This is a genomic window from Rodentibacter heidelbergensis, assembly GCF_002000125.1.
GTDB classification, from domain to species: Bacteria; Pseudomonadota; Gammaproteobacteria; order Enterobacterales; family Pasteurellaceae; genus Rodentibacter; species Rodentibacter heidelbergensis.
This window is the reverse complement of record NZ_MLHH01000008.1, coordinates 19,694-43,183: the sequence shown is the minus strand read 5'-3', so window position 1 is coordinate 43,183 and position 23,490 is coordinate 19,694. Positions and strand designations below refer to the sequence as shown.

General features: G+C 41.6%; 22 protein-coding genes and 1 tRNA gene. 8 read left to right on the top strand and 15 right to left on the bottom strand.

Features of this window, described 5'->3' with window-relative positions; genetic code table 11:
- Window positions 1-20: 20 nt before the first annotated feature.
- The 8 genes from yajC to glyQ form a co-directional block, all read right to left on the bottom strand.
- On the bottom strand, window positions 21-314 hold the full coding sequence (gene yajC / locus BKK48_RS03625) for a preprotein translocase subunit YajC (RefSeq protein WP_018356379.1): 294 nt from the start codon (window positions 312-314) through the stop codon (window positions 21-23).
- Between the two features lie 224 nt (window positions 315-538).
- Window positions 539-615: transfer RNA gene (locus BKK48_RS03620), tRNA-Ile, on the bottom strand.
- An 85-nt stretch (window positions 616-700) separates the two neighbouring features.
- On the bottom strand, window positions 701-2,767 hold the full coding sequence (gene glyS, locus BKK48_RS03615; RefSeq protein WP_077426812.1) for a glycine--tRNA ligase subunit beta: 2,067 nt from the start codon (window positions 2,765-2,767) through the stop codon (window positions 701-703).
- 1,274 nt (window positions 2,768-4,041) lie between these two features.
- Complete coding sequence (locus tag BKK48_RS03610; RefSeq protein WP_077426888.1) at window positions 4,042-4,413, bottom strand: endonuclease domain-containing protein; 372 nt, start codon at window positions 4,411-4,413, stop codon at window positions 4,042-4,044.
- Window positions 4,414-4,419: 6 nt separating this feature from the next.
- Window positions 4,420-4,872, bottom strand: a complete 453-nt coding sequence (locus BKK48_RS03605; RefSeq protein WP_244154854.1) for a hypothetical protein — start codon at window positions 4,870-4,872, stop codon at window positions 4,420-4,422.
- Window positions 4,869-6,146 carry a histidine-type phosphatase gene (locus BKK48_RS03600; protein WP_077426887.1) on the bottom strand — a complete coding sequence of 426 codons (1,278 nt, stop codon included), beginning with the start codon at window positions 6,144-6,146 and terminating at the stop codon, window positions 4,869-4,871. The genes BKK48_RS03605 and BKK48_RS03600 overlap by 4 nt, the downstream gene beginning before the upstream one ends.
- A 27-nt stretch (window positions 6,147-6,173) precedes the next feature.
- The gene (locus BKK48_RS03595; protein WP_077426810.1) at window positions 6,174-6,821 is read right to left on the bottom strand and encodes an FABP family protein; all 648 of its coding nucleotides are present in this window, start codon (window positions 6,819-6,821) and stop codon (window positions 6,174-6,176) included.
- Window positions 6,822-6,867: 46 nt separating this feature from the next.
- Entirely contained in the window at window positions 6,868-7,776 is a 909-nt protein-coding gene (gene glyQ / locus BKK48_RS03590) for a glycine--tRNA ligase subunit alpha (RefSeq protein WP_077426809.1), read from the bottom strand.
- Between the two features lie 194 nt (window positions 7,777-7,970).
- Between glyQ and BKK48_RS03585 the strand changes: the two genes are divergently transcribed.
- Window positions 7,971-9,896 (top strand): TonB-dependent receptor plug domain-containing protein, encoded by a 1,926-nt coding sequence (locus BKK48_RS03585; RefSeq protein ID WP_077426808.1) that lies wholly within the window; start codon window positions 7,971-7,973, stop codon window positions 9,894-9,896.
- Between the two features lie 50 nt (window positions 9,897-9,946).
- Here BKK48_RS03585 and rpsT read toward each other — a convergent pair whose 3' ends face one another.
- On the bottom strand, window positions 9,947-10,210 hold the full coding sequence (rpsT, locus tag BKK48_RS03580; protein ID WP_005548279.1) for a 30S ribosomal protein S20: 264 nt from the start codon (window positions 10,208-10,210) through the stop codon (window positions 9,947-9,949).
- Window positions 10,211-10,477: 267 nt separating this feature from the next.
- Here rpsT and murJ point away from each other — a divergent pair, with 267 nt between their 5' ends.
- The 7 genes from murJ (at window position 10,478) to ispH (ending at window position 17,879) form a co-directional block, all read left to right on the top strand.
- Window positions 10,478-12,052, top strand: a complete 1,575-nt coding sequence (gene murJ, locus BKK48_RS03570; RefSeq protein WP_077426807.1) for a murein biosynthesis integral membrane protein MurJ — start codon at window positions 10,478-10,480, stop codon at window positions 12,050-12,052.
- Window positions 12,053-12,098: 46 nt separating this feature from the next.
- Window positions 12,099-13,037, top strand: a complete 939-nt coding sequence (ribF, locus tag BKK48_RS03565; protein WP_077426806.1) for a bifunctional riboflavin kinase/FAD synthetase — start codon at window positions 12,099-12,101, stop codon at window positions 13,035-13,037.
- Entirely contained in the window at window positions 13,028-13,270 is a 243-nt protein-coding gene (locus BKK48_RS03560) for a DUF4160 domain-containing protein (protein ID WP_077426805.1), read from the top strand. The genes ribF and BKK48_RS03560 overlap by 10 nt, the downstream gene beginning before the upstream one ends.
- On the top strand, window positions 13,254-13,502 hold the full coding sequence (locus tag BKK48_RS03555) for a DUF2442 domain-containing protein (protein WP_077426804.1): 249 nt from the start codon (window positions 13,254-13,256) through the stop codon (window positions 13,500-13,502). The genes BKK48_RS03560 and BKK48_RS03555 overlap by 17 nt, the downstream gene beginning before the upstream one ends.
- 26 nt (window positions 13,503-13,528) lie before the next feature.
- Window positions 13,529-16,354, top strand: a complete 2,826-nt coding sequence (gene ileS, locus BKK48_RS03550) for an isoleucine--tRNA ligase (protein ID WP_077426803.1) — start codon at window positions 13,529-13,531, stop codon at window positions 16,352-16,354.
- A 65-nt stretch (window positions 16,355-16,419) separates the two neighbouring features.
- Entirely contained in the window at window positions 16,420-16,938 is a 519-nt protein-coding gene (lspA, locus tag BKK48_RS03545) for a signal peptidase II (RefSeq protein WP_077426802.1), read from the top strand.
- Window positions 16,935-17,879 carry a 4-hydroxy-3-methylbut-2-enyl diphosphate reductase gene (gene ispH / locus BKK48_RS03540; protein WP_077426801.1) on the top strand — a complete coding sequence of 315 codons (945 nt, stop codon included), beginning with the start codon at window positions 16,935-16,937 and terminating at the stop codon, window positions 17,877-17,879. The genes lspA and ispH overlap by 4 nt, the downstream gene beginning before the upstream one ends.
- Window positions 17,880-17,978: 99 nt before the next feature.
- On the opposite strand, the gene mnmA is transcribed toward ispH, so the two are convergent.
- From mnmA to nqrE, 6 genes are all read right to left on the bottom strand, one after another.
- Complete coding sequence (gene mnmA, locus BKK48_RS03535) at window positions 17,979-19,130, bottom strand: tRNA 2-thiouridine(34) synthase MnmA (RefSeq protein ID WP_077426800.1); 1,152 nt, start codon at window positions 19,128-19,130, stop codon at window positions 17,979-17,981.
- Window positions 19,131-19,227: 97 nt separating this feature from the next.
- A complete protein-coding gene (locus BKK48_RS03530; protein WP_077426799.1) occupies window positions 19,228-20,172 on the bottom strand; it encodes an ADP-ribosylglycohydrolase family protein in 945 nt (314 codons plus the stop codon).
- Window positions 20,172-20,432, bottom strand: coding sequence for a (Na+)-NQR maturation NqrM (gene nqrM / locus BKK48_RS03525; protein WP_077426798.1), 261 nt, complete (start codon window positions 20,430-20,432; stop codon window positions 20,172-20,174). The genes BKK48_RS03530 and nqrM overlap by 1 nt, the downstream gene beginning before the upstream one ends.
- A 2-nt stretch (window positions 20,433-20,434) precedes the next feature.
- Window positions 20,435-21,475 carry an FAD:protein FMN transferase gene (locus BKK48_RS03520; RefSeq protein ID WP_077426797.1) on the bottom strand — a complete coding sequence of 347 codons (1,041 nt, stop codon included), beginning with the start codon at window positions 21,473-21,475 and terminating at the stop codon, window positions 20,435-20,437.
- A gap of 170 nt (window positions 21,476-21,645) precedes the next feature.
- Window positions 21,646-22,881 (bottom strand): NADH:ubiquinone reductase (Na(+)-transporting) subunit F, encoded by a 1,236-nt coding sequence (gene nqrF / locus BKK48_RS03515; protein WP_077417255.1) that lies wholly within the window; start codon window positions 22,879-22,881, stop codon window positions 21,646-21,648.
- Between the two features lie 12 nt (window positions 22,882-22,893).
- Window positions 22,894-23,490 (bottom strand): NADH:ubiquinone reductase (Na(+)-transporting) subunit E, encoded by a 597-nt coding sequence (gene nqrE, locus BKK48_RS03510; RefSeq protein WP_077421192.1) that lies wholly within the window; start codon window positions 23,488-23,490, stop codon window positions 22,894-22,896.

The following is a 23,490-nucleotide window of genomic DNA, read 5'->3' as shown; positions in this document are numbered from 1 at the left end:
GTCCCTTTAGGAATAAAAAATTAAAGCGTTTTTACCGAACCTTTTGGAAGGATAGTAACAATATAGTTGCGGTTAATCGTAATTTCTGTCGTTTCATTTAAAGCGATCACCACACTGTTATTATCTTCAATCACTTTCGTGATTTTTCCCATTAAACCACCGGCGGTTAAAACCTCACTGCCTTTCGCTAATTCAGACATTAATTTCTTATGTTCTTTATTACGTTTCGCTTGTGGACGATAAATCATAAAGTAAAAAATTAAACCGAAAATCACGAAAATCACTAACGTGGACATTGGACTTTGAGCTTCCATTTGATGTTTTCCTTATTAAATTTAAGTTGAAAATTGGGCGTTAAAATACCATAAATCGCACAAAATGTGAAAAGCATATTCGTTAATCTGCCAATTTATTATCACAAAAGTTTGCTCACAGTATGGCATAACTGCCTACTCATCAAAGAAAAGAGTAAATTTCATATTGAACGAATAATTTGGTAAGAAAAAGTGAAGAAGAGATAATCGGAGAAAAGTCCGTTTGGTCCCCCCTACCGGACTTGAACCAGTGACCAAGCGATTATGAGTCGCCTGCTCTAACCGACTGAGCTAAGGGGGGAAAGTGCGCTGATTATAGAGAAATAATCCCTTGAAGTCTATAAGAAAAGGGATGGTCGATGAAAAAACAACCACCCCAATCTCTATTATTGAAGTACTGAAATATCTGCCACTTGTAAGAACAAGCTTTGCAAGGTATTTAAGATCGCCAAGCGGTTTTGACGCAGTGCTGGATCTTCTGCATTTACCATCACATTATCAAAGAAGTTATCCACAGGCGTGCGTAAGTTAGCGAGTTTATCCAATACCGCCGTATATTCACCTTGTGCGATTAACGGTTGTACTTCAGCTTTTAATGCCAACACCGCTTCAGCCAAAGCTTTTTCCGCAGGCTCTACACAAGCGCTTAAATTAATCTCACCGATCGTAATATCTGCTTTGGCAAGAATATTCGCCACACGTTTATTGGCTGCTGCCAAGGCTTCTGCAGAATCTAAGGTTCGGAAATGGGATACCGCACGCACCCGTGCATCAAAATCTGCCGGACGGGTTGGACGGCGAGCCAACACCGCTTGGATCACATCCACTGCAATACCTTCGTCTTGATACCATGCCCGGAAGCGCCCCAACATAAAGTCCACCACATCGGCAACCACGTTTTTATTCGTCAATTTATCACCGAAAAGTACAGTGGCTTTTTGCACTAAATCTTCTAAATCAAGTGGAAGATTTTTCTCTACAATAATGCGTAAGGCCCCTAATGCGGCACGGCGTAGCGCAAAGGGATCTGCACTGCCTTTTGGTGCTTGCCCGATCCCAAAAATTCCGGTGAGAGTATCAAATTTATCCGCCAAAGCGACCGCACTTGCCACTAAAGATTTTGGCAATTCATCGCCGGCAAAACGTGGCATATATTGCTCATTTAACGCCACTGCCACTTCTTCATCTTCCCCATCGTGGCGGGCATAGTGCATCCCCATCACACCCTGCGTATCGGTGAATTCAAACACCATATTAGTCATTAAATCACATTTTGAAAGCAAACCTGCCCGTTTGGCTTTTGCTTCATCAGCACCGATTTGTTTGGCAATTTCACCGGCAAGCTGTTCAATACGCGCGGTTTTATCACGCAATGTACCAAGTTGTTGTTGGAACAATACGGTTTCCAAACGTGGCAAGCGATCCACTAATTTTTGTTTTAAATCCGTTTTGAAGAAAAACTCCGCATCCGTTAAACGTGGACGAACCACTTTTTCGTTCCCTTTAATAATCGCACTTGGATCATCCGGGTTAATGTTCGATACGAAGATAAAGTGCGGTAATAATTTGCCCGCTTTATCATAAATCGGGAAGTATTTTTGGTCGCCTTTCATCGTATAAACCAAGGCTTCCGCAGGCACAGCAAGGAAACGTTCTTCAAATTTCGCTGCCAACACGTTCGGATATTCCACCAACGAAGTGACTTCATCGAGCAAATCGTCTTCAATATCTGCCACGCCGCCAAGTGCGGTCGCTTTTTCTTGAGATTTTGCTAAAATTACTGCTTTACGTTCGTTGAAATCGGCAATAACCGAGCCTTTTTCACGCAATAATTGCGGATATTGATCGGCGTGTTGGATTTCAAATTCAGCTTCACCTAAGAAACGGTGTCCACGAATAGTGCGACCACTTGCCACCCCTAAAATTTCACCTTCGATGAGTTCATCACCCAACAACATCGTGACGGTATGAACAGGACGGATGAATTGCACGGTTTTGTCCGCCCAACGCATCGGTTTTGGAATCGGCAATTTCGCTAGAGCATTCGCTACAATCTCACCAAGTAAATTTTTGGTCGGTTGACCTTCAATTTTCGCACGATGAACCAGCCATTCGCCTTTGTCTGTGGCAAGGCGTTCCGCTTGATCAACGGTGATCCCACAGCCTCTCGCCCAGCCTTCCGCTGCTTTGGTTGGCTTGCCTTCTGCATCAAAGGCTGCTGACATCGCAGGACCACGTTTTTCAATTTCTTTGCTTGGCTGTTGTGTGGCAAGTGCCAACACTTTCACTGCTAAACGACGTGGCGCAGCAAACCATTCAATTTTCTCAAAGGTTAAGCCCGCTTGGCTCAATTCCGCCTGTACGTTATCCGCAAAGGCTGTAGCTAATGTTTTCAGAGCTTTTGGCGGCAGCTCTTCTGTGCCGATTTCTACTAGGAAGTTTTGGGTTGTCATTGGTTTTTCTCTTATCTAAAAATTCCGTGGGTTAACATTACTATTTTCTTCGTTTTTCATTTCTGCCAAATCTCCCCTACCCCTCTTTGCTAAAGAGGGGATTGGATCGAGGCTAAATTAATTTTCAATATTCTACTTTAATATTGTAGACATCTTATAAGATCGGTATAACTTAGACCTTTACTACTATTTTATATTTCACTAAAGAAATCCTCCCCTTTGAGCAAAGAGGGGTTAGGGAAGATTTGGCAGAAGTCACTCAACCTCATATCCAATCACCCCCAATCAATTATTCTACTAAAAGAATCCCCCTCTTTAGCAAAGAGGGGTAGGGGAGATTTGGCAGAAGTCACTCAACCTCATACCCAACCACCCTAATCAATTATTCTACTAAAGAAATCCCCCTCTTTAGCAAAGAGGGGTTAGGGGAGATTTGGCAGAAGCCACTCAACCTCATACCCAACTACCCTAATCAATTATTCTACTAAAGGAATCCCCCTCTTTAGTAAAGAGGGGTTAGGGGAGATTTGGCAGAAGCCACTCAACCTCATATCCAATCCCCCCCAATCAATTATTCTACTAAAGAATTTCCTCCTCTTTAGCAAAGAGGGGTTAGGGGAGATTTGGCTGAAGTCACTCAACCTCATATCCAATCACCTCCAATCAATTATTCTACTAAAAGAATCCCCCTCTTTAGCAAAGAGGAGTTAGGGGAAATTTGGCAGAAGTCACTCACCCTCATACCCAATCACACCAATCAATTATTCTACTAAAGAAATTCCCCTCTTTAGCAAAGAGGGGTTAGGGGAAATTTGGCAAAAGTCACTCGACCTCATATCCAATCACCCCCAATCAATTATTCTACTAAAGAAATCCCCCTCTTTAGCAAAGAGGAGTTAGGGGAGATTTGGCAGAAGCCACTCAACCTCATATCCAATCACCCCAATCCATTATTCTACTAAAGAAATCCCCCTCGTTAGCAAAGAGGAGTTAGGGAAGATTTGGCAGAAGTCACTCAACCTCATATCCAAGCCCCCCCAATTAATTATTCTACTAAAAGAATCCCCCTCTTTAACAAAGAGGGGTTAGGGAAGATTTGGCAGAAGTCACTCAACCTCATATCCAATCACCCCCAATCAATTATTCTACTAAAAGAATCCCCCTCTTTAGCAAAGAGGGGTTAGGGGAGATTTGGCAGAAGTCACTCAACCTCATATCCAATCACACCAATCAATTATTCTACTAAAGAAATCTCCCTCTTTAGCAAAGAGGGGTTAGGGGAGATTTGTCAATTTATTCTCCAAAAACAAATAAATCTGCTCAACCACACCCTCAATTTCACGCATCACTTCATCATTGCTAAATCGCATCACAGTGAAGCCTAACGAAGTTAATTCCGCATCTCGTAATGCATCTTTTTCTTGATAATCAGGTTCGTAGTGTTGGCTACCGTCCAGCTCAATAATCAATTTTGCTTTCGCACAATAAAAATCCACAATGTAATTCAAAAGTGGCTTTTGTCGATTAAATCGAAAGCCTAATAATTGATCCCGATTAATCCTTTGCCATAGCTTTCGTTCAGGATCAGTTTGATTAATGCGTAATTTTTGAGCATTTTCTTTTAAATATTTTTCATAAGGTTGAATCATTCCCTACCCCGCTAACGCCCCAATCGAACTATAAAAATTCAAGGTATAGCGGATGCCAAAGACGAACACCATAAATACTGCAACGATATTTACTACAAGGAAGAAAACAAGCTGTTTGGCATTGGTTTCTTGCCATAGATAATTGAACATTTCCCTGTTAATTTCTTGCTGAGTTTCGTCTTTATGATGTAATTCATTTAATGCTTTAAGCATTTTTTTGGTAAAGCCGACAATGTTAATCAAGATAACACTAAAAGCAATAAATGCCGATGATAGGCCAAAGAAAAGCATTAATCCAATATCAACACTCTGTTTGGCTCGTTCCATAGAACTGAACATAAACAACGCTAACGCCAAAAATAATACCGCAGGTGTTAGGTTGCGTAGGAACGTTAAATAATCATCGCCAATTTTAAATAGGAATTGCCAAAAACTGATTTTATGGGTTGACATCATTTTTCTGTTTTATTCCTTAAACTCCGCTGCAAAATTTGCTGAAAATCGGCATAGTCACATAAGCCGTCATTATCCCTGTTGCAACCTGCCAATGTAAGCGGAATACGATGAGGAGGCGTTGATAAATTTAACGGTGTCAGATTGATTAACTGTTCGGTGGTTTGGTAAACATATTCCAAGCGAAATTTCGGTTTACCGCTTACCTTGTGTTTCCACACTTCAAACATCAGTTTTCCGCCGATGGGAATATTTTCCAAAGAATTTTCTAACTCATAAGGCTCAGCCCCAAGGGCGGCAAGCAATGCGACAATGTTGGAATCATGCCCCACCAGGAGCATGATTTTATTTTCGCTCTCTAATTGTTGCTGAATAAATTGCAACAAGGGGTAAGCCACATGTTGTGCCAACTCTTGATTATTTTTAAATAGCGTTCGGTAATATTCATTTTTGATTTCATTGATAGCCTGCCATTTTTGCAAGCTATCAATGTTACCATTGGCAATCTCGTTTGGTGATTTGCCCACATAATGTGCCAGTAATAAACTGCTCACTATTTTTTTAGCGGTGCTGATCGAACCGGTAATCCGTACCGATTTTCCCTCTTCGATACGATATTCCCCTTGCTTTCCCCCCAAATCACATTCGGCTTTTTGTAAACAATTTGGTGAATTTTGATAATCGATCAGTTCACTTAACAAAGCGTAATTTGGGGCGAGTTTTTGCTGTAAAGCGGTTAAATCAACATTTTTTTTAGCTTGTTCAATCAAGGCAGTATTAAGATTTTTTGCCTGAGTGTGAAAAATAGGATCTTTTTCGTCACCTATTTTACCTTGATGTTGCAAAGCAACATGACACCCTGCAAAAGCCCCAGCAATGAGCGCCTGCCCTGTGGCAATAGTGCGTTGCACACTGTTTGCGTAAACAAAAATGCCTTCACCAGTGGCACAACGTTCTGTGGTGAGTAAGCCATTTTGTTTAAACCACTGCCCCAAATATTGTCCCAAATAAGTTTCTAAAATCGTGCCTTTCGGTGTGAGATAGCCGGATGGAACATCCCATTTCGCCCAAGGATAAGGGGAATATTTAGCCATTTCCTGTGGATCTTTTTCCACCGGTGAACGTAATCCATGACGGCTAAAAATCAACACCTTATCTAAATGATAATCCTTTGATGATAAGTCCTTCTGTTCACTCGCCCCTGCCTCATTAATAAAGAGCAAAAGGCAGAAAAGTGCGGTTAAATTTCGGGAAATTTTTGTAAAGATACGTTTCATCATTAGGCTTCCCCCTTATCCAAGCCGCTATTGTGCTTGCGCAGCCAAAGCAGTTGGGTTAAATGTCGGTTCTGCAATTTTCGTGAGGCGATTACGATCCGTATGATGAAAAGGCTCGTCATAGTTTGGGATAATCATCACTGTATCTTGCTCATAAGACCAAGTACCGTCATCGTTGATTTTCACCGTAATGGTGTAACTTTCAGTAGTGAAGTTCTGTTCAATAAACGGATTGGAGATAATGCCATTGGTAAGCGAACCCCGCACCGCTTTCACGGTAAATTCTTTTGCATCAGGGCTGGCATTGCCCGTTGCCATCAAGGTTTGTCCACGAGGAATACTTAAAGTGAAAAGAATGTTTCCTGTTGCCGGCTCCCATAACCAATAGCCCACTTGATCGTGGAAAGTTTCCACCTCATTGGGTTGAACGATGCGGGTGTGATAACGTAAACCATAAAAAAGTTGAGGACCGTTTGTTTGGGCATCAATAGGTTGTAATTCAATTCGTTCGATATAAGGGTCTTTTTCCGCACCTTCCGCTTTCGGATTGATATCCAACCCACGTTTTCCTTCCCAAATCCCTGCCATACCGGCTAAAGGCCCAAGATGAGCCAAGGTATTCACATCCGGTTCGGCTTCCGTGTAAATGTCTTTTGGATATTGGTAATCAGTCATTTTTATCTCCTGTTTAATCCTGTCTAAAGTGCGGTCGTTTTTCGGGTTATTTTTTACAACCGGGGAAACCTAAGGCCTCACGGCTGGCATAATAGGCTTCTGCCACCCCTTTGGTTAAGGCTCGAATGCGTAAAATATAGCGTTGGCGTTCCGTCACTGAAATCGCTTTGCGGGCATCAAGCAAGTTAAAACTGTGTGCCGCTTTTAAAATACGCTCATAGGCAGGTAATGGTAATGGTTTTTCTAATGCCAATAATGCTTGCGCTTCTTTTTCGTATTGATCGAAACAGTAGAATAAGAAATCTGTGTTGGCATATTCAAAATTATAAGTGGACTGCTCCACTTCGTTTTGATGGAAGACATCACCATAGATGGTTTTGCCAAGCGGGCCGTCTGACCAAACTAAGTCATACACACTGTCCACACCTTGAATATACATCGCCAAGCGTTCTAAACCGTAAGTCACTTCGCCTGTTACCGGTTTACATTCTAAACCGCCCACTTGTTGGAAATAGGTAAATTGTGTCACTTCCATTCCGTTCAACCAAACTTCCCAACCCAATCCCCAAGCGCCAAGAGTTGGGTTTTCCCAGTTATCTTCCACAAAACGAATATCGTTTTGGGTCGGATCAAAACCGAGCATTTCGAGAGAACCTAAATACAATTCTTGAATATTATCCGGTGAGGGTTTAATCACCACTTGGAATTGATAGTAGTGTTGTAAGCGATTTGGATTTTCACCGTAGCGGCCATCTGTCGGGCGGCGAGAAGGCTGAACATAAGCAAATGCCATCGGCTCCGGGCCTAATGCTCGCAATGCCGTCATCGGGTGGGATGTACCTGCCCCCACTTCCATATCAAAGGGCTGAACAATAGTGCAACCTTGTTTTGCCCAATAATCTTGTAGGGCGAGAATCATGCCTTGGAATGTTTTTATATTGAATTGATTGCTCATAATTTTGACGATTACTGTGATAAAAAATGTCGCCATTATACTTGAAACCAAGAGGCGGATAAAGGCGAAAAGTGCGGTGAAAAATCGATGTGTTTTTATGAATAAAATTCACACTTGATATGAAAAATCTCGATTAGGAAAGAAAAAAGAGGTTATGTCAAAATATGCCCTTTATTAACCAAAGGAACATCTTAATGAAAAAAAACCTGATAACAACCGCACTTTTACTGAGTGCTTCCGCTTTTAGCTATGCACAATCGGCCACCACAGAACTCCCTGCCATTAATGTGTATTCGGCTTACGCTACCCCCGTTAACCAAGATCAAACCGCCTCCTCTGTCACCGTGTTAACTGAACAAGATTTTGCATCACGCAATGCCACTTATGTCAGTGATGTATTGAAAACGGTGCCGGGTGTAGCGATAAGTGCCGCTGGCGGGCGGGGTGCCTTAACCAATTTTTACTTGCGTGGTGCGGATGCCAATCACACTGTCGTTGTGATTGATGGAGTAAAAGTAAACCCGGTAAGTGGATACGGTTATGATTTCGGTGGCTTATCATTGAGTAACATTGAACGTATTGAAGTACTACGTGGCGAACAATCTGCCCTTTGGGGAAGTGATGCCATGGGTGGTGTGATTTATATCACCACCAAAAGCGGGCTGTACAAAGATAAACCCTTTAATGTTGATTTTGACTTAGGTGTCGGCTCACATCGTACTCGTGATAGCTCGGTCACCGTTTCTGGCTATAACGAGGGATTTTATTACTCAGTTCACGGTGACAGTCATCGCACAAGTGGAATTTCTGCATTAAGCCAAGATCGTTTTCATTACACTGCAGAAGATCATACCGCAGTCACAACAGGTGGAGCGAATGAAAAAGATAAATTCCACCGTGATAATACCTCTGCACGTTTCGGCTATGATGACGGGAGTAAAGGAATTGAATTATTAAGCTCACATTATTCTCAAACTGTTAACTTTGATAATAACTTAACGGATGAAAAACATCATTACACCCGTACCCGTGAAACATTATTTAAATTAGGGGGCTATTGGGGAAGTGATAAAGATCGCTTCAAACATCGCGTTGCTGTCAGTCATATTAAAACAAAGAGTGATACCTTTGGTTTTAACAGTAACTATGAAGGTAAAAAATTCAATGCAAACTACCAGCTAGACATTAATTTTGATCAAGAAGGGGCTATCACTCAAGGATTGAGTTTATTCGGTGAATATCAACGCACAGATTACCAATCGAGCTACTTCAACAATATTGGTGAGAAAAAACTGACAGAAAAAAGCATTGCCGCAGAATATCGTTTATTCAGCGAGAACGATCATAGTCTTAGTCTAAGTGGTCGTTATACCAACAGTTCTGAATACGAAAACTCCTTCACAGGACGCCTGTCCGGCACTTATCGTTTCACTCCGAACCTAAAAGTCCACGCAAGCGTTGGCAGTGCTATCCAAAACCCAACGATTACCGAATATTACGGATATAATGGTCGCTATATCGGCAATCCAAATTTAAAACCGGAAAAAAGCCGTGGTGGTGATGTAGGGGTATTATTAGAAACTCATAATAAACAACACAGTTTGGATATCACTTATTTTCATCGTCGTGTTGAAAACTTTATCAGTAGTGAAATCATTGATTTTACAACCTACATTTCCCGAGCGATAAACCTTGACGGTAAAACCAAAATCAAGGGGGTAGAAATTGCTTATCGTGGCAAATTAACCGATGATTTAACCGCTTATGCAAACTACACCTATACCAATAGTAAAGAGAGCAATGGTCGCACATTGCTACGCCGTCCGAAACATACGGCAAATGCAGGACTATCCTATCAAATCACGGAAAAATGGGGATCAGATGTCAATGTTTCTTATGTAGGCAAACGAACAGACAATTATTTCTCGCCAACCTATTCAACCCACCGAACCCAATTACCTTCTTATACTTTGGTTAATTTAGGGGTGAATTATCAGGTCATTCCAAACCTAACCTTGTATGCCAACCTCAATAACCTATTTGACAAAAAGTATGAAAATACACTTGGCTACGGTCAAGACGGTCGTAATCTCTACGTTGGCTTGAGAGGGTCCTTCTAACAAAACAAAAAACCGCACATAAAAGTGCGGTTTTTTTAAGCTATTTTTAATTACGCTAATTTTTTGATTTGTGCAGCTAATTTAGATTTGTGGTTCGCTGCTTTGTTAGCGTGGATTAAGCCTTTTGAAGCCATACGGTCAACAACTTTTTGCATTTCAACGAATGCGGCTTCAGCTGCTGCTTTCTCACCTGCTGCTACTTGAGCATAAACTTTTTTGATGTAAGTACGCATCATAGAGCGTTGGCTTGCGTTGTGTTGGCGGCGTTTTTCAGATTGTACCGCGCGTTTTTTTGCTGACTTGATATTAGCCAAGGTCAAACTCCTAAAATTTCTGTTAATTAGTGTGACAAAATAAAGGGCGTCAATATGACGATATTTTATACCTTTGTCAATGGAAAATTTGTGTTGATTTCGGTGAGACACAACCGAAAGTAAGCATCGTTATTTTTACAAGCGCTTTCAATAGGGGCTCACACAAACGATGTGGGGCGGATTTTATCAGTTTTTTTACCTAGAATATAGCGTAAAAACAAAATTTCTATACAATTAAGCAAAATTTTTAGCCAAGGGAACCATGTTTTGAGTAAACGACTTTTAAAATCAGGTGTCATTGTCAGTAGTATGACCTTATTATCGCGTGTGTTAGGTTTAGTGCGTGATGTCGTTATCGCCCATCTAATTGGCGCAGGTGCGGCAGCAGATGTCTTTTTATTTGCCAACCGTATTCCAAATTTTCTCCGTCGTTTATTTGCCGAAGGTGCTTTTTCCCAAGCCTTTGTTCCCGTCTTGGCAGAATATCGTAAAAACGGTGATTTGGATAAAACCCGTGAATTTATCGGAAAAGTTTCCGGTACATTAGGCGGGTTGGTGAGTATCGTCACCTTATTAGCCATGGTCGGTTCACCGATTGTTGCCGCATTATTTGGCGTAGGTTGGTTTACCGATTGGCTAAATGACGGCCCTGATGCCCATAAATTTGAACAAGCCTCTTTATTATTAAAAATCACCTTTCCCTATTTATGGTTTGTCACCTTTGTGGCCCTTTCAGGCGCAGTGTTAAATACGCTGGGCAAATTTGGTGTGATGTCTTTTTCACCGGTATTATTAAACATTGCGATGATTGCCACCGCTCTTTTCTTAGCGCCAAACATGGATAATCCCGATCTTGCCCTTGCTATTGGGATTTTTCTGGGTGGGTTATTGCAATTTTTATTCCAAATTCCTTTTATGAAAAAAGCCGGGCTTTTGGTGAAACCGAAATGGGCGTGGCACGATGAAGGGGTGGTAAAAATTCGTAAATTGATGATTCCGGCGCTCTTTGGCGTATCCGTCAGCCAGATCAATTTATTACTGGATACCGTCATCGCCAGTTTTTTAATGACCGGTTCCATTAGTTGGCTTTATTATTCCGACCGATTGTTGGAGTTTCCTCTCGGTTTGTTCGGCATCGCCATTTCCACAGTGATTTTACCAACCCTCGCTCGTCATCACGTCAATCGAGAAGAAAATTCCGAACAAAGTGTCCTCAATTTTCGCCACACCATGGATTGGGGCGTACGGATGATTTTATTACTGGGCGTACCGGCAGCAATAGGGATTGCCGTACTGGCACAACCCATGCTCCTCACCCTTTTTATGCGGGGAAGTTTCACCTTTAACGATGTGCACGCCGCCTCCTATTCCTTATGGGCGTTTAATGCGGGCTTGTTGAGTTTTATGCTGATTAAAATTCTCGCTAATGGTTATTACGCACGGCAAGATACCAAAACGCCGGTAAAAATCGGCATTATCGCAATGGTAAGCAATATGGGATTTAATGTGTTGGCCATTCCCTTTAGCTATGTGGGCTTAGCCATGGCCTCGGCGATGTCTGCAACCCTTAATGCTTACTTACTTTATCGTGGTTTGGCGAAGTCTGATGTGTACCATTTTTCACGTCAAAGTGCGGTCTTTTTTGTGAAAGTTTTGTTGGCCGCCTGTATGATGGGGGCTGCGGTGTGGTATTACACCCCTGCGATCAATGAATGGGCGCTGATGAGTTTTATAAAACGGGTTCATTGGCTGGCTTGGTTAATCACATTAGCGGCATTCGTTTATGGTGCGATGTTGGTTTTGTTAGGCATTCGCCCGCACCATTTGCTGACAAAAAACTAACTACCCGCTATAATGCCGAAATTCTGAAATTTTCGTGGATAAGGTCATGCAATTAATTCGTGGGCTACATCATGCAAGCCGGGTTTTACAAGAATGTGCGCTCACTATCGGCAACTTTGACGGTGTACATTTAGGGCATCAAGCGGTGTTACGCCACCTTCGCCAAAAAGCGGATGAATTGCATTTACCCATGGCGGTATTGTTATTCGAGCCCCAGCCACGGGAATATTTTATGGGGGAAAATGCACCGGCCCGTTTGATGCGTTTGCGTGATAAGCTTTATTATTTACAACAAGCCCGCGTGGATGTGGTCATTGTGGCGAAATTTGACCGCACCTTTGCCGAACAATCGGCACAGCAGTTCATTGAACAGACGTTAGTTAATCAGCTCCATGTAAAATTTTTAAGTATTGGCGATGATTTCCAATTCGGTGCTAACCGTCAAGGCAATTTTGCGATGCTAAAACAAGCGGGAGAGCGTTTTGGCTTTACGGTGGAAGATAATCGCAGTTTCTGCCTAGATGAGCAACGCATTAGCAGCACCACCATTCGGGAAGCCTTAGCAAAAGATGAATTATCCCTTGCAGAAAGTTTATTAGGCAAACCTTATCGCATTTTCGGTCGTGTTATTCACGGAAATAAATTGGGCAGAACATTGGGATTTCCCACCGCCAATATCCGTTTACATCGCCAAGTGAATCCCATTAAAGGGGTGTATGCAGTAAAAGTGCGGTTAAAATCCGGCGAGATTTTTAACGGTGTCGCCAATATGGGAAAACGCCCAACCATTAACGGTGTCATGCAATTGTTAGAAGTGCATTTATTTGATTTTGCCAAAACAATTTATGGCGAATTGGTTGAAGTGGAATTCTGCCATAAAATCAGAGAAGAAATGAAATTTCCCTCTTTTGAGGCACTAAAAGCCCAGATTAAACAGGATGCAGAAACGGCAAAGGCGTTTTTTAGGAGAAAGCTATGCCAGTGATTTTACGTTTTAAAGGCTATGTTTTTTTCTTTTATTCAAACGAAGGTAATCCATTAGAACCGGCACATATTCACGTTCGTAATGCAGACTCAGAGGCGAAGTTTTGGTTAGAGCCGGAAATTGCTTTGGGAAGAAATGATGGATTCAACTCAAAAGAATTAAGAGAAATTTTTATTATTGTCGAGAAAAATAAAACGCAGTTTACGGAGGCATGGTATGACTATTTCAGCTAAAACAATTCGCTTTGATGAAAACACGATGTGGGTTGAACTGGATGATGCGCGTATTTTAGGCGTACCTTTAGCATGGTTTCCCAAATTGTTACATGCAAGTAAAAGTGAATTAGAAAGTTATGAATTAAGCCGTCGGGGAATCCATTGGGATTGTTTAGATGAAGATATTTCTGTGGATGGTTTACTTGCCGGACGTGGTGATGTAACACATCACCCTTTAAAAGTTGCTTAAGTTTACTCTAAAAATTGGAAGATAAAATGACAGTCGATTACAAAAACACCCTTAACTTACCGGAAACAGGTTTTCCAATGCGTGGTGATTTAGCCAAGCGTGAGCCTGTGATGTTGAAAAATTGGTATGAGAAAAATCTTTACCAAAAAATTCGTGAGGCCTCAAAAGGGAAAAAATCCTTTATTTTGCACGATGGCCCTCCTTATGCTAACGGGAGCATTCATATCGGTCATGCGGTGAATAAAATCTTAAAAGATATGATTATTAAATCCAAAACCGCATTGGGTTTTGATTCCCCTTATATTCCGGGTTGGGACTGTCACGGTTTACCGATTGAGCTGAAAGTAGAAGGGTTAGTAGGAAAACCTAACGAAAAAATTTCAGCTGCTGAATTTCGTCAAAAATGTCGTGAATATGCCGCCGAGCAAGTGGAAGGACAAAAGAAAGATTTTATTCGTTTAGGCGTGTTGGGTGATTGGGATAATCCGTATCTCACCATGAACTTCGATACAGAAGCCAATATTATCCGAACCCTCGGCAAAGTCATTGAAAACGGCCATCTCTATAAAGGTTCAAAACCGGTACATTGGTGTTTGGATTGTGCCTCTTCCTTAGCAGAAGCGGAAGTGGAATATGAAGATAAAGTCTCCCCCTCTATCTATGTGCGTTTTCCGGCAGAAAGTGACGATGAAATTGAAGCGAAATTTAATGCCAAAGGAAAAGGCCATGGCAAACTTTCTGCGGTGATTTGGACCACAACTCCTTGGACCTTGCCTTCTAACCGTGCTATTGCGCTCAATGCAGAATTAGACTATCAACTCGTTCAGTTCGGTGATGAACGTGTCATTTTAGCGGCGGATCTTGTGGAATCGGTGGCGAAAGCAGCAGGCGTTGAAAAGGTAGAAGTGTTGGGTTCGGTAAAAGGTCAAGCCCTTGAATTGGTTAAATTCCGTCATCCTTTTAATGATTATACTGTACCGGTGGTTTTAGGGGATCACGTCACCACTGATGGCGGTACCGGTTTAGTACATACTGCACCGGATCACGGTTTAGACGACTTTATTGTGGGTCAAAAATATGATTTGCCGATGGCTTGCCTTGTGGCAAATGATGGTAAATTTATTTCCACGACACCATTTTTTGCCGGCAAAGGCGTCTTTAAAGCCAATCCGCTTGTGGTGGAAAAATTGCAAGAAACCGGCACTTTATTAAAAGTGGAAAAAATTACGCACAGTTACCCCCATTGTTGGCGTCATAAAACCCCGATTATCTTCCGTGCCACACCGCAATGGTTTATCGGTATGGAGGTGAAAGGATTACGCCCACAAGCCCTTGGAGAAATCAAACAAGTGCGTTGGATCCCAAGTTGGGGGCAAGCACGCATTGAAAAAATGGTGGAAAATCGTCCGGATTGGTGTATTTCCCGTCAACGTACTTGGGGTGTGCCGATGACGATGTTCGTCCATAAAGAAACGGAAGAATTACACCCTCGCACCTTAGAATTGCTTGAAGAAGTGGCAAAACGGGTAGAAAAAGCCGGTATTCAGGCTTGGTGGGATTTAGACGAAAAAGAACTACTCGGTGCCGACGCAGAACATTATCGCAAAGTGCCGGATACCTTAGATGTGTGGTTTGATTCCGGCTCGACCTATTCTTCTGTGGTGGCCAATCGCCCTGAATTTGCAGGTCACAGTGCGGATATGTATTTGGAAGGTTCAGACCAACACCGTGGTTGGTTTATGTCCTCTTTAATGCTTTCCACTGCAACGGATAATCAAGCACCTTATAAACAAGTGCTTACCCACGGCTTTACGGTAGACGGTCAAGGACGCAAAATGTCGAAATCTATCGGAAATATTGTCACACCACAAGAAGTGATGGATAAATTCGGTGGTGATATTTTACGCTTATGGGTGGCCTCAACAGATTACACCGGCGAAATGACGGTTTCAGACGAAATCCTAAAACGTGCAGCGGACAGTTATCGCCGTATTCGCAACACTGCCCGCTTCCTGTTGGCGAACCTCAATGGTTTTGATCCAAAACGTGATTTAGTCAAACCGGAAGAGATGATTAGCTTAGATCGCTGGGCGGTAGCTTGTGCCTTAGAAGCACAAAAAGAAATTATTGAGGCTTATGATAACTATCAATTCCATGCGGTAGTACAACGCTTAATGCGTTTCTGTTCCGTAGAAATGGGATCATTCTATTTAGATATCATCAAAGACCGCCAATACACCACCAAAGCGGATAGCCTTGCCCGTCGTAGTTGTCAAACCGCCTTGTGGCACATTTCTGAAGCCTTAGTGCGTTGGATGGCACCGATTTTATCTTTCACCGCAGATGAAATTTGGCAATATTTACCAAAAACCGAAAATGAGCGTGCAGAATTTGTCTTCACTGAAGAATTTTACACCGGCTTATTCGGATTAGGTGAAAATGAAAAATTAGACGATGCCTACTGGCAAAAACTCATCACTGTGCGTTCAGAAGTGAATCGAGTGCTAGAAATCGCCCGTAATGAGAAAGTCATTGGTGGCGGATTAGAAGCAGAAGTCACCCTTTATGCCAATGACGAATACCGCGCCTTACTCAGCCAACTGGGGGATGAATTGCGTTTTGTATTAATCACCTCAAAAGCAACAGTAAAACCACTTGCGGAGAAACCGGCTGAGGTCGCAGAAGGCGAACTTGAGGGCATTGCAGTAAGCGTCGTGCGTTCAAGTGGTGAAAAATGTCCACGTTGCTGGCATTATTCCGACAAAATCGGCATCAACCCTCAACATCCGGCATTATGCCCTCGTTGTGTGGAAAATGTAGTAGGAAATGGTGAAATTCGCCATTTCGCATAATGTGATTTGTCATCTTCAAAGTGCGGTTGATTTTGACCGCACTTTTCATTTATTTAGGAATTTTTATGGCTAAAACAAAATCCGGACTTTCCTTTCTTTGGCTCAGTGTGCTGGCTTTCGCCCTTGATCTATTCACCAAATATCTTGTAGTTCAAAAATTTGCGCTCTACGAGAGCGTGAATATTTTGCCGATATTTAATCTTACTTATGTGCGTAATTACGGCGCGGCTTTCAGCTTTTTAGCGGATCACGATGGCTGGCAAAAATACTTTTTTATTGTATTGGCCATCGGTATTTCTTTGATGTTGATGTATTTCTTAAAGAAAAATACCGCCGATCAAAAGCTCCAAAATAGTGCCTATGCCCTGATTATTGGCGGCGCATTAGCCAATATGGTGGATCGCACTTATCACGGATTTGTGGTGGATTTTTTAGATTTTTACTGGGATATTTATCATTATCCTGTATTTAATATCGCCGATGTGGCAATTTGTATTGGGGCAGGTTTACTAATGATCGATGCCTTTAAAAGCGAAAAGAAAAAAATCCAAGATAAACAAATAGAAAAGAGCGGTCAAAAATGAAGATAATTTTAGCCAATCCACGAGGATTTTGTGCCGGTGTTGACCGTGCTATCAGTATTGTCGAGCTTGCCCTTGAAATTCACGGTGCACCGATTTATGTGCGTCATGAGGTAGTGCATAATCGTTTTGTCGTCAATGGATTGCGTGAACGTGGTGCGATTTTTGTAGAAGAATTAAGTGAAGTGCCGGACGGTGCTATTGTGATTTTCTCCGCCCACGGCGTTTCTCAAGCAGTTCGCCAAGAAGCCAAAGATCGTCAATTAAAGGTCTTTGATGCCACCTGTCCGTTAGTGACAAAAGTGCATATGCAAGTTGCACGGGCGAGCCGTAAGGGAACCAAAGCCATTCTTATCGGACATAAAGGTCACCCGGAAGTAGAAGGCACAATGGGGCAATACAGTAATGATGAAGGCGGTATTTATCTCATTGAAAGTGTGGAAGACATTGCCCGTTTACCGGTAAAAGAAAGTGATGAACTGACCTTTATGACACAAACCACCCTTTCACTGGATGACACAGCAGAAACCATTTCAGCATTAAAAGAAAAATACCCCTCAATCCAAGGCCCGCACAAAAATGACATTTGTTATGCCACCACAAACCGCCAAGAAGCGGTGCGTGAATTAGCAAAATTGTCAGATCTCGTTTTAGTAGTCGGCTCAAAAAATTCCTCTAATTCCAACCGTTTGGCAGAATTAGCCTCCCGTATGGGCATACCATCACAACTTCTTGATGATCCTGCCGATATTCAAGCCCACTGGTTTGATAACGTCAAAACCATTGGTATTACTGCGGGCGCTTCCGCACCGGAAGAATTAGTCCAATCCATTATTGCCCGTTTAAAAGAATTAGGGGCAACTGAATTGGAAGAGCTACAAGGGCTTGAAGAAAATATGTTCTTTGAAGTACCTAAAGAATTGCGAATTAAGGAAGTTAATTAAACAAAAAACGGTATCTTTGGATACCGTTTTCATTAGGCTTTTGATTTCACTCTCTGAGAATTTCAAACAAGGGTTAAAGAAAAGCTCTCTCTTTGAAAGTTATACTCTCTCTTCAATAATTCCCCCGCCTAAGCAGACTTCATCAAGATAAAATACGGCAGATTGCCCCGGGGTTACCGCAGCCTGAGGCTCATCAAACACAACACGAATGCAGTCATGATTAATCGGTTCTATCACACAAGGAATATCCGTTTGACGATAGCGGGTTTTCACCGTGCATCGTAGAGGTTTATCCATTGGCTGACGATCAACCCAATGAAGTTGTTTGGCGATTAATCCTTTGGAAAATAAACGAGGATGGTTATGCCCTTGCGCCACAATGAGTTCATTTTTTTCCACCTCTTTATCCACCACATACCAAGCTTCCTCACCAGCATTTTTCAACCCGCCAATCCCTAAGCCTTTACGCTGCCCTAAAGTGTGATACATCAAGCCCTCATGGCGACCAATCACCTCACCGTCTACCGTACGAATATCCCCCGGTTGGGCAGGTAAATAACGGGCTAAAAAATCTTTGAATTTACGCTCACCAATAAAACAGATACCCGTTGAATCTTTCTTCTTCGCCGTAATTAAGCCAAGATCTTCAGCAATGGCACGCACTATCGGTTTTTCAATTTCACCCACCGGGAAAAGGCTTTGTCCCACTTGTTGATGACTTAAGGTGTATAAAAAATAACTTTGATCTTTATTGGCATCTAAGCCTCGCAATAGCTGCGCATTTTCATCATCACCGGCACGGCGCACATAATGCCCCGTGGCGATATAATTCGCACCGAGATCTTCTGCAGCATACTCTAAAAAAGCTTTAAATTTAATTTCTTTATTACACAAAATATCCGGATTTGGTGTTCGCCCCGCTTTATATTCCGTTAAAAAATGCTCAAAAACATTATCCCAATACTCAGCAGCAAAATTAATTTTATGCAGTTTAATACCAAGTTTGTCACACACCGCTTGTGCATCGGCAAGATCGGCCGCCGCCGTGCAATAATCCGTATCGTCATCCTCTTCCCAGTTTTTCATAAACAAGCCTTCCACTTGGTAGCCCTGTTGCTGAAGAATAAAGGCAGAAACAGAAGAATCTACCCCACCGGACATTCCACAAATCACTTTTTTCTTACTATTTTCGGCAAGTTGTTCTGATGTGAGTTGAGGGAAATATTGATTGTAAGTTTTTGAAATTAACATAAATTCTCCCGTAACTTCGGTTAAGGCGAAGCACATTGGTTTGATTATTAAAATAATTAGAAGAAATTATTTTTTACTCACTAAGATATAATTGAAATTACCTTTTCATTGCATTAAAAAATTTTTTTGACAATTGTTCTATGTCTTCTTTTTTTGCTAATACATTCATCCATTCTTGTGGAATTGAGTCAATACCATACAACAATCCGGCAAGTCCGCCAGCAACAGCAGCAGTCGTGTCCGAATCTTCACCTAAATTAACAGCATTTAATACCGTAGAAGAATAATCGTTATTATTTAATAAACACCAAATACTGGCTTCTAATGTATGCAATACATAACCCGAACTTTCAATTTCATCCTCATTGAATTGTGCAATATTTTGTTTAAATAATCGATCAAACATGTCTATTTCAGTTTTGGATATATTTAGTCTAGCTAAATAATCTGGTATTTCTTTTTGTAAACACATGTAACTATCTAATTTATCTAGACCTTTTAGCAAATAACGAGCAAATTCTAAGTAATAGAAACACGCAATAATAGAACGAATATGCCGATGAGTTATTGAAACTATTTTTTTCGTATAAGTAAAACGTTCATCAATATTTTTATCAAACGTGAAAAATACTAAGGGTAAAATTCGCATTAATGCGCCATTTCCATTATCAAGCTCAGACTCACCACCAGATAATTCAGGTAGTACACCAGTATAGATGTTAAAAATGGATTTACGGGTTGCTACCCCAATATCAAAAATCTCACCTCTAGGACGCCAATAATCTTCTTCAACCCATTTTAGAAAGCTATTTGCGATTTTTTCTAAATTAAAATCAAGTTCAAGATTATCAGCAAGACAAAACGTAAGCGAACTATCGTCAGACCAAGTCCCTATCTCTTGATTATGTATACCTCCACTTTGCATGCCTGTAATCGGTGTGGCTTTTAGAGATGCACGATCCATAAATTCGGCAGGAACACCTAAAGCATCAGCGACACTAATACCAAATAACGCTGAACGCACTTGATCTAAATAGAACATTATTTCACCTCATAGAACTGTGAAGCATCATTTTTCTTTGCAAATTTTTGTTCGTATTCCGCTTTGGCTTGTTCATCGCCTGCATCTAATTTTGATTGAAGGGTATCGCAAGGTTTATCACAATCACAGGCTTTGGCGATCCCCAAAGTGGACAAGCCACCACAGCTGCCTTTTAGACTCTGTTTTTTGATAATAAAACCAATCGACATCAGTAAAATAATCGCCACAAAGGCGATGAGAGTAAAAAATAAGGTTTGCATGATTATTCCTTTGTTTCCATCAATTTTTTAAATGCCGATGACATTTTTGTTTCAAAACCCTTTTCGGTTTTGATGATTAAGTAAACCGCGAGATTATTTTTTTCCGCCACCTCAAGGGCTTTCTCTTCCCCAAGCACAAACAACCCGGTGGATAAACCGTCTGCTGTCATCGTTGTTGGGGCAAATACCGTGATAGAGGCAAGATGATGTTGAATAGGGTAACCGGTTTTGGGATCGATTTCGTGGGCAAAACGTTTGCCGTTTTCTTCAAAATAAATACGGTAATCGCCGGAGGTCGCCATAGCCATATTATTTAAACTAATCACATTGTCGACCGCTCTTTCCCCTGTCATATTAGGTTTTTCAATGGCGATCTGCCAAGGTTTCCCTTCTGCGTTTTTGCCTTTGGCACGAATTTCCCCGCCAATTTCCACCATATAATTTAGTACATTGATCTGTTCCAATTTCTCTGCAACTTGATCCACCCCAAAGCCTTTCGCAATGGAAGAAAGATCAATATAAACTTGTGGAACAGCTTTACTTAATGTTGGGGTTTGACCGTTCATATCAAGGGTAATTTTATTAATTCCCACCCAAGCTTGACGCTCTGACAGTTGTTCCGCTGTCGGTTGGCGTTCCGGGCGCTTCTCTGGGCCAAATCCCCATAAATTCACCACAGGACCAATGGTCACATCAAGCGCGCCTTCAGTGAGTTGATGTATCCGAATTGCTTCCGCTAACACTTTTGCAAAATCTGTGGAAATGTCGATAGGTGTGTTCACTTGGGTATTTTGGTTAAAACGGCTTAGTTCCGAATCCTGAATATAGGTGGACATTTTGGCATTGACGTCTTTCAAAATATGCTCAATCTGTTCATGAGCTTTTTGTGAATTTTCACTTACAGTACCATCGTCAATATATTTGACATGATAGGTTGTCCCCATGGTTTTACCGCTTAGCGTGATCACTTCCGCTTCTTTCTTACAGCCAACCAATGAACAAGCAAAAGCAGCGACAAGCAACCCACTCAATATTTTCTTCATTTATCTTTCCTAATACGATGAATTATAGGCAAACTGACTTTTCAATCAGCTTGCCTGTAATTGGAATAACAATAAGGGCGTATGCCATACGCCCCTTAAAATGCGTTAAATTTTGACCGCACTTCATCATAAAGTGCGGTCAATTTTTGTGATATTTTGATTAATTAAAATCAACCACCAAAGTCATCTAATAAGATGTTTTCGTCTTCAACACCTAAGTCTTTCAACATTTTGATGACGGCGGCGTTCATGACCGGAGGCCCACACATATAGTATTCACAATCTTCCGGCGCTTCATGATTTTTCAGATAGTTTTCATAAAGCACATTGTGAATGAAACCGGTATAGCCATCCCAATTATCTTCCGGTAATGGATCGGAAAGTGCAACATGCCATTTGAAGTTTGGATTTTCCGCTTGAAGCGTATCGAAATCTTCCACATAGAACATTTCACGTTTAGAACGTGCACCATACCAGAATGAGATTTTACGTTTAGAATGTAAACGTTTTAACTGGTCGAAAATATGCGAACGCATTGGCGCCATACCTGCACCACCACCGATAAAGACCATTTCCGCATCCGTTTCTTTGGCGAAGAATTCACCGAATGGGCCGGAAATCGTTACTTTATCCCCCTCTTTTAATGACCAAATGTAGGAGGACATTTGACCCGGAGGAGCATCAGGTTGACGTGGTGGAGGCGTTGCAATACGCACGTTAAGCATAATAATGCCTTTTTCTTCCGGGTAAGAAGCCATGGAATAGGCACGAATAATATGCTCATCCACTTTAGACACATAACGCCATAAATCGTATTTATCCCAGTCCTCATGATATTCTTCAGGAATATCGAAGTCTTTATAGTAAACCGTATGCGGCTCTGCTTCGATTTGGATATAGCCCCCGGCACGGAATGGCACTTCTTCCCCTTCAGGAATCGCCAATTTAAGCTCTTTGATGAAAGTGGCTTTGTTATCGTTAGAAATAACGGTACATTCCCATTTTTTCACGCCGAAGATTTCTTCCGGAAGTTCAACTTCCATATTGCCTTTCACATTCACTTGGCAAGCTAAACGATATCCTTCTTTGGCTTCACGCTTGTTGATGTGAGAAAGTTCCGTTGGGAGAATTTCGCCCCCACCGCTTTTCACTTTCACAATACATTGACCGCAAGAGCCACCGCCACCACAAGCTGAGGAAACGAAGATACCTTTACTGGCTAATGCGCCTAATAATTTGCCACCGGCAGGTAAAGTGATCGCTTTTTCCGGATCATCATTAATACCGATGGTAATATCCCCGGAGTCCACCAGTTTTGATTTCGCAAATAAGATGATTGCTACTAACACCAATACGATAATCGTAAATGCAGCAATACCGAGTGCAAGAATTACTGAACCACTCATTGATTACACTCCTTATAATTGAATACCGGAGAAGGACATGAAGCCCAACGCCATCAAACCAACGGTGATGAAAGTAATGCCTAATCCTTTCAATCCCCCCGGAATATCCGCATATTTCATTTTTTCCGTTAAACCGGCAAGAGCGACAATAGCAAGCATCCAACCTAAACCGGAACCGAAACCATATACGATAGACTCAGGGAAATTGTAATCACGTTGAACCATAAAGGATACCCCACCAAAAATCGCACAGTTTACAGCGATAAGCGGTAAGAAGATCCCGAGTGCGTTATACAGGGATGGCATAAACTTATCTAATACCATCTCAAGAATTTGCACTAAACCTGCAATCACCCCGATAAAGGTGATGAAGTTTAAGAATGATAAATCCACTCCGTCAATTAACGCATTTTCTTTTAATACGTTAGCGTAAATTAACTGGTTTACCGGTACCGCAATCCCTAATACGAAGGTCACTGCAATACCTAAACCAAAAGCGGTAGAAACCTTTTTTGATACCGCCAAGAATGTACACATTCCTAAGAAGAAGGAAAGTGCCATATTTTCAATGAAGACGGCCTTCACAAATAGGCTAATATAATGTTCCAT

Excerpts from the sequence above, each read along its gene's own strand:
- yajC (WP_018356379.1), bottom strand. The coding sequence starts at position 314 with ATGGAAGCTCAAAGTCCAATGTCCACGTTAGTGATTTTCGTGATTTTC.
- glyS (WP_077426812.1), bottom strand. The coding sequence starts at position 2,767 with ATGACAACCCAAAACTTCCTAGTAGAAATCGGCACAGAAGAGCTGCCG.
- BKK48_RS03605 (WP_244154854.1), bottom strand. The coding sequence starts at position 4,872 with ATGATGTCAACCCATAAAATCAGTTTTTGGCAATTCCTATTTAAAATT.
- BKK48_RS03600 (WP_077426887.1), bottom strand. The coding sequence starts at position 6,146 with ATGAAACGTATCTTTACAAAAATTTCCCGAAATTTAACCGCACTTTTC.
- BKK48_RS03595 (WP_077426810.1), bottom strand. The coding sequence starts at position 6,821 with ATGACTGATTACCAATATCCAAAAGACATTTACACGGAAGCCGAACCG.
- glyQ (WP_077426809.1), bottom strand. The coding sequence starts at position 7,776 with ATGAGCAATCAATTCAATATAAAAACATTCCAAGGCATGATTCTCGCC.
- BKK48_RS03585 (WP_077426808.1), top strand. The coding sequence starts at position 7,971 with ATGAAAAAAAACCTGATAACAACCGCACTTTTACTGAGTGCTTCCGCT.
- ribF (WP_077426806.1), top strand. The coding sequence starts at position 12,099 with ATGCAATTAATTCGTGGGCTACATCATGCAAGCCGGGTTTTACAAGAA.
- BKK48_RS03560 (WP_077426805.1), top strand. The coding sequence starts at position 13,028 with ATGCCAGTGATTTTACGTTTTAAAGGCTATGTTTTTTTCTTTTATTCA.
- BKK48_RS03555 (WP_077426804.1), top strand. The coding sequence starts at position 13,254 with ATGACTATTTCAGCTAAAACAATTCGCTTTGATGAAAACACGATGTGG.
- ileS (WP_077426803.1), top strand. The coding sequence starts at position 13,529 with ATGACAGTCGATTACAAAAACACCCTTAACTTACCGGAAACAGGTTTT.
- lspA (WP_077426802.1), top strand. The coding sequence starts at position 16,420 with ATGGCTAAAACAAAATCCGGACTTTCCTTTCTTTGGCTCAGTGTGCTG.
- ispH (WP_077426801.1), top strand. The coding sequence starts at position 16,935 with ATGAAGATAATTTTAGCCAATCCACGAGGATTTTGTGCCGGTGTTGAC.
- mnmA (WP_077426800.1), bottom strand. The coding sequence starts at position 19,130 with ATGTTAATTTCAAAAACTTACAATCAATATTTCCCTCAACTCACATCA.
- BKK48_RS03530 (WP_077426799.1), bottom strand. The coding sequence starts at position 20,172 with ATGTTCTATTTAGATCAAGTGCGTTCAGCGTTATTTGGTATTAGTGTC.
- nqrM (WP_077426798.1), bottom strand. The coding sequence starts at position 20,432 with ATGCAAACCTTATTTTTTACTCTCATCGCCTTTGTGGCGATTATTTTA.
- BKK48_RS03520 (WP_077426797.1), bottom strand. The coding sequence starts at position 21,475 with ATGAAGAAAATATTGAGTGGGTTGCTTGTCGCTGCTTTTGCTTGTTCA.
- nqrF (WP_077417255.1), bottom strand. The coding sequence starts at position 22,881 with ATGAGTGGTTCAGTAATTCTTGCACTCGGTATTGCTGCATTTACGATT.
- nqrE (WP_077421192.1), bottom strand. The coding sequence starts at position 23,490 with ATGGAACATTATATTAGCCTATTTGTGAAGGCCGTCTTCATTGAAAAT.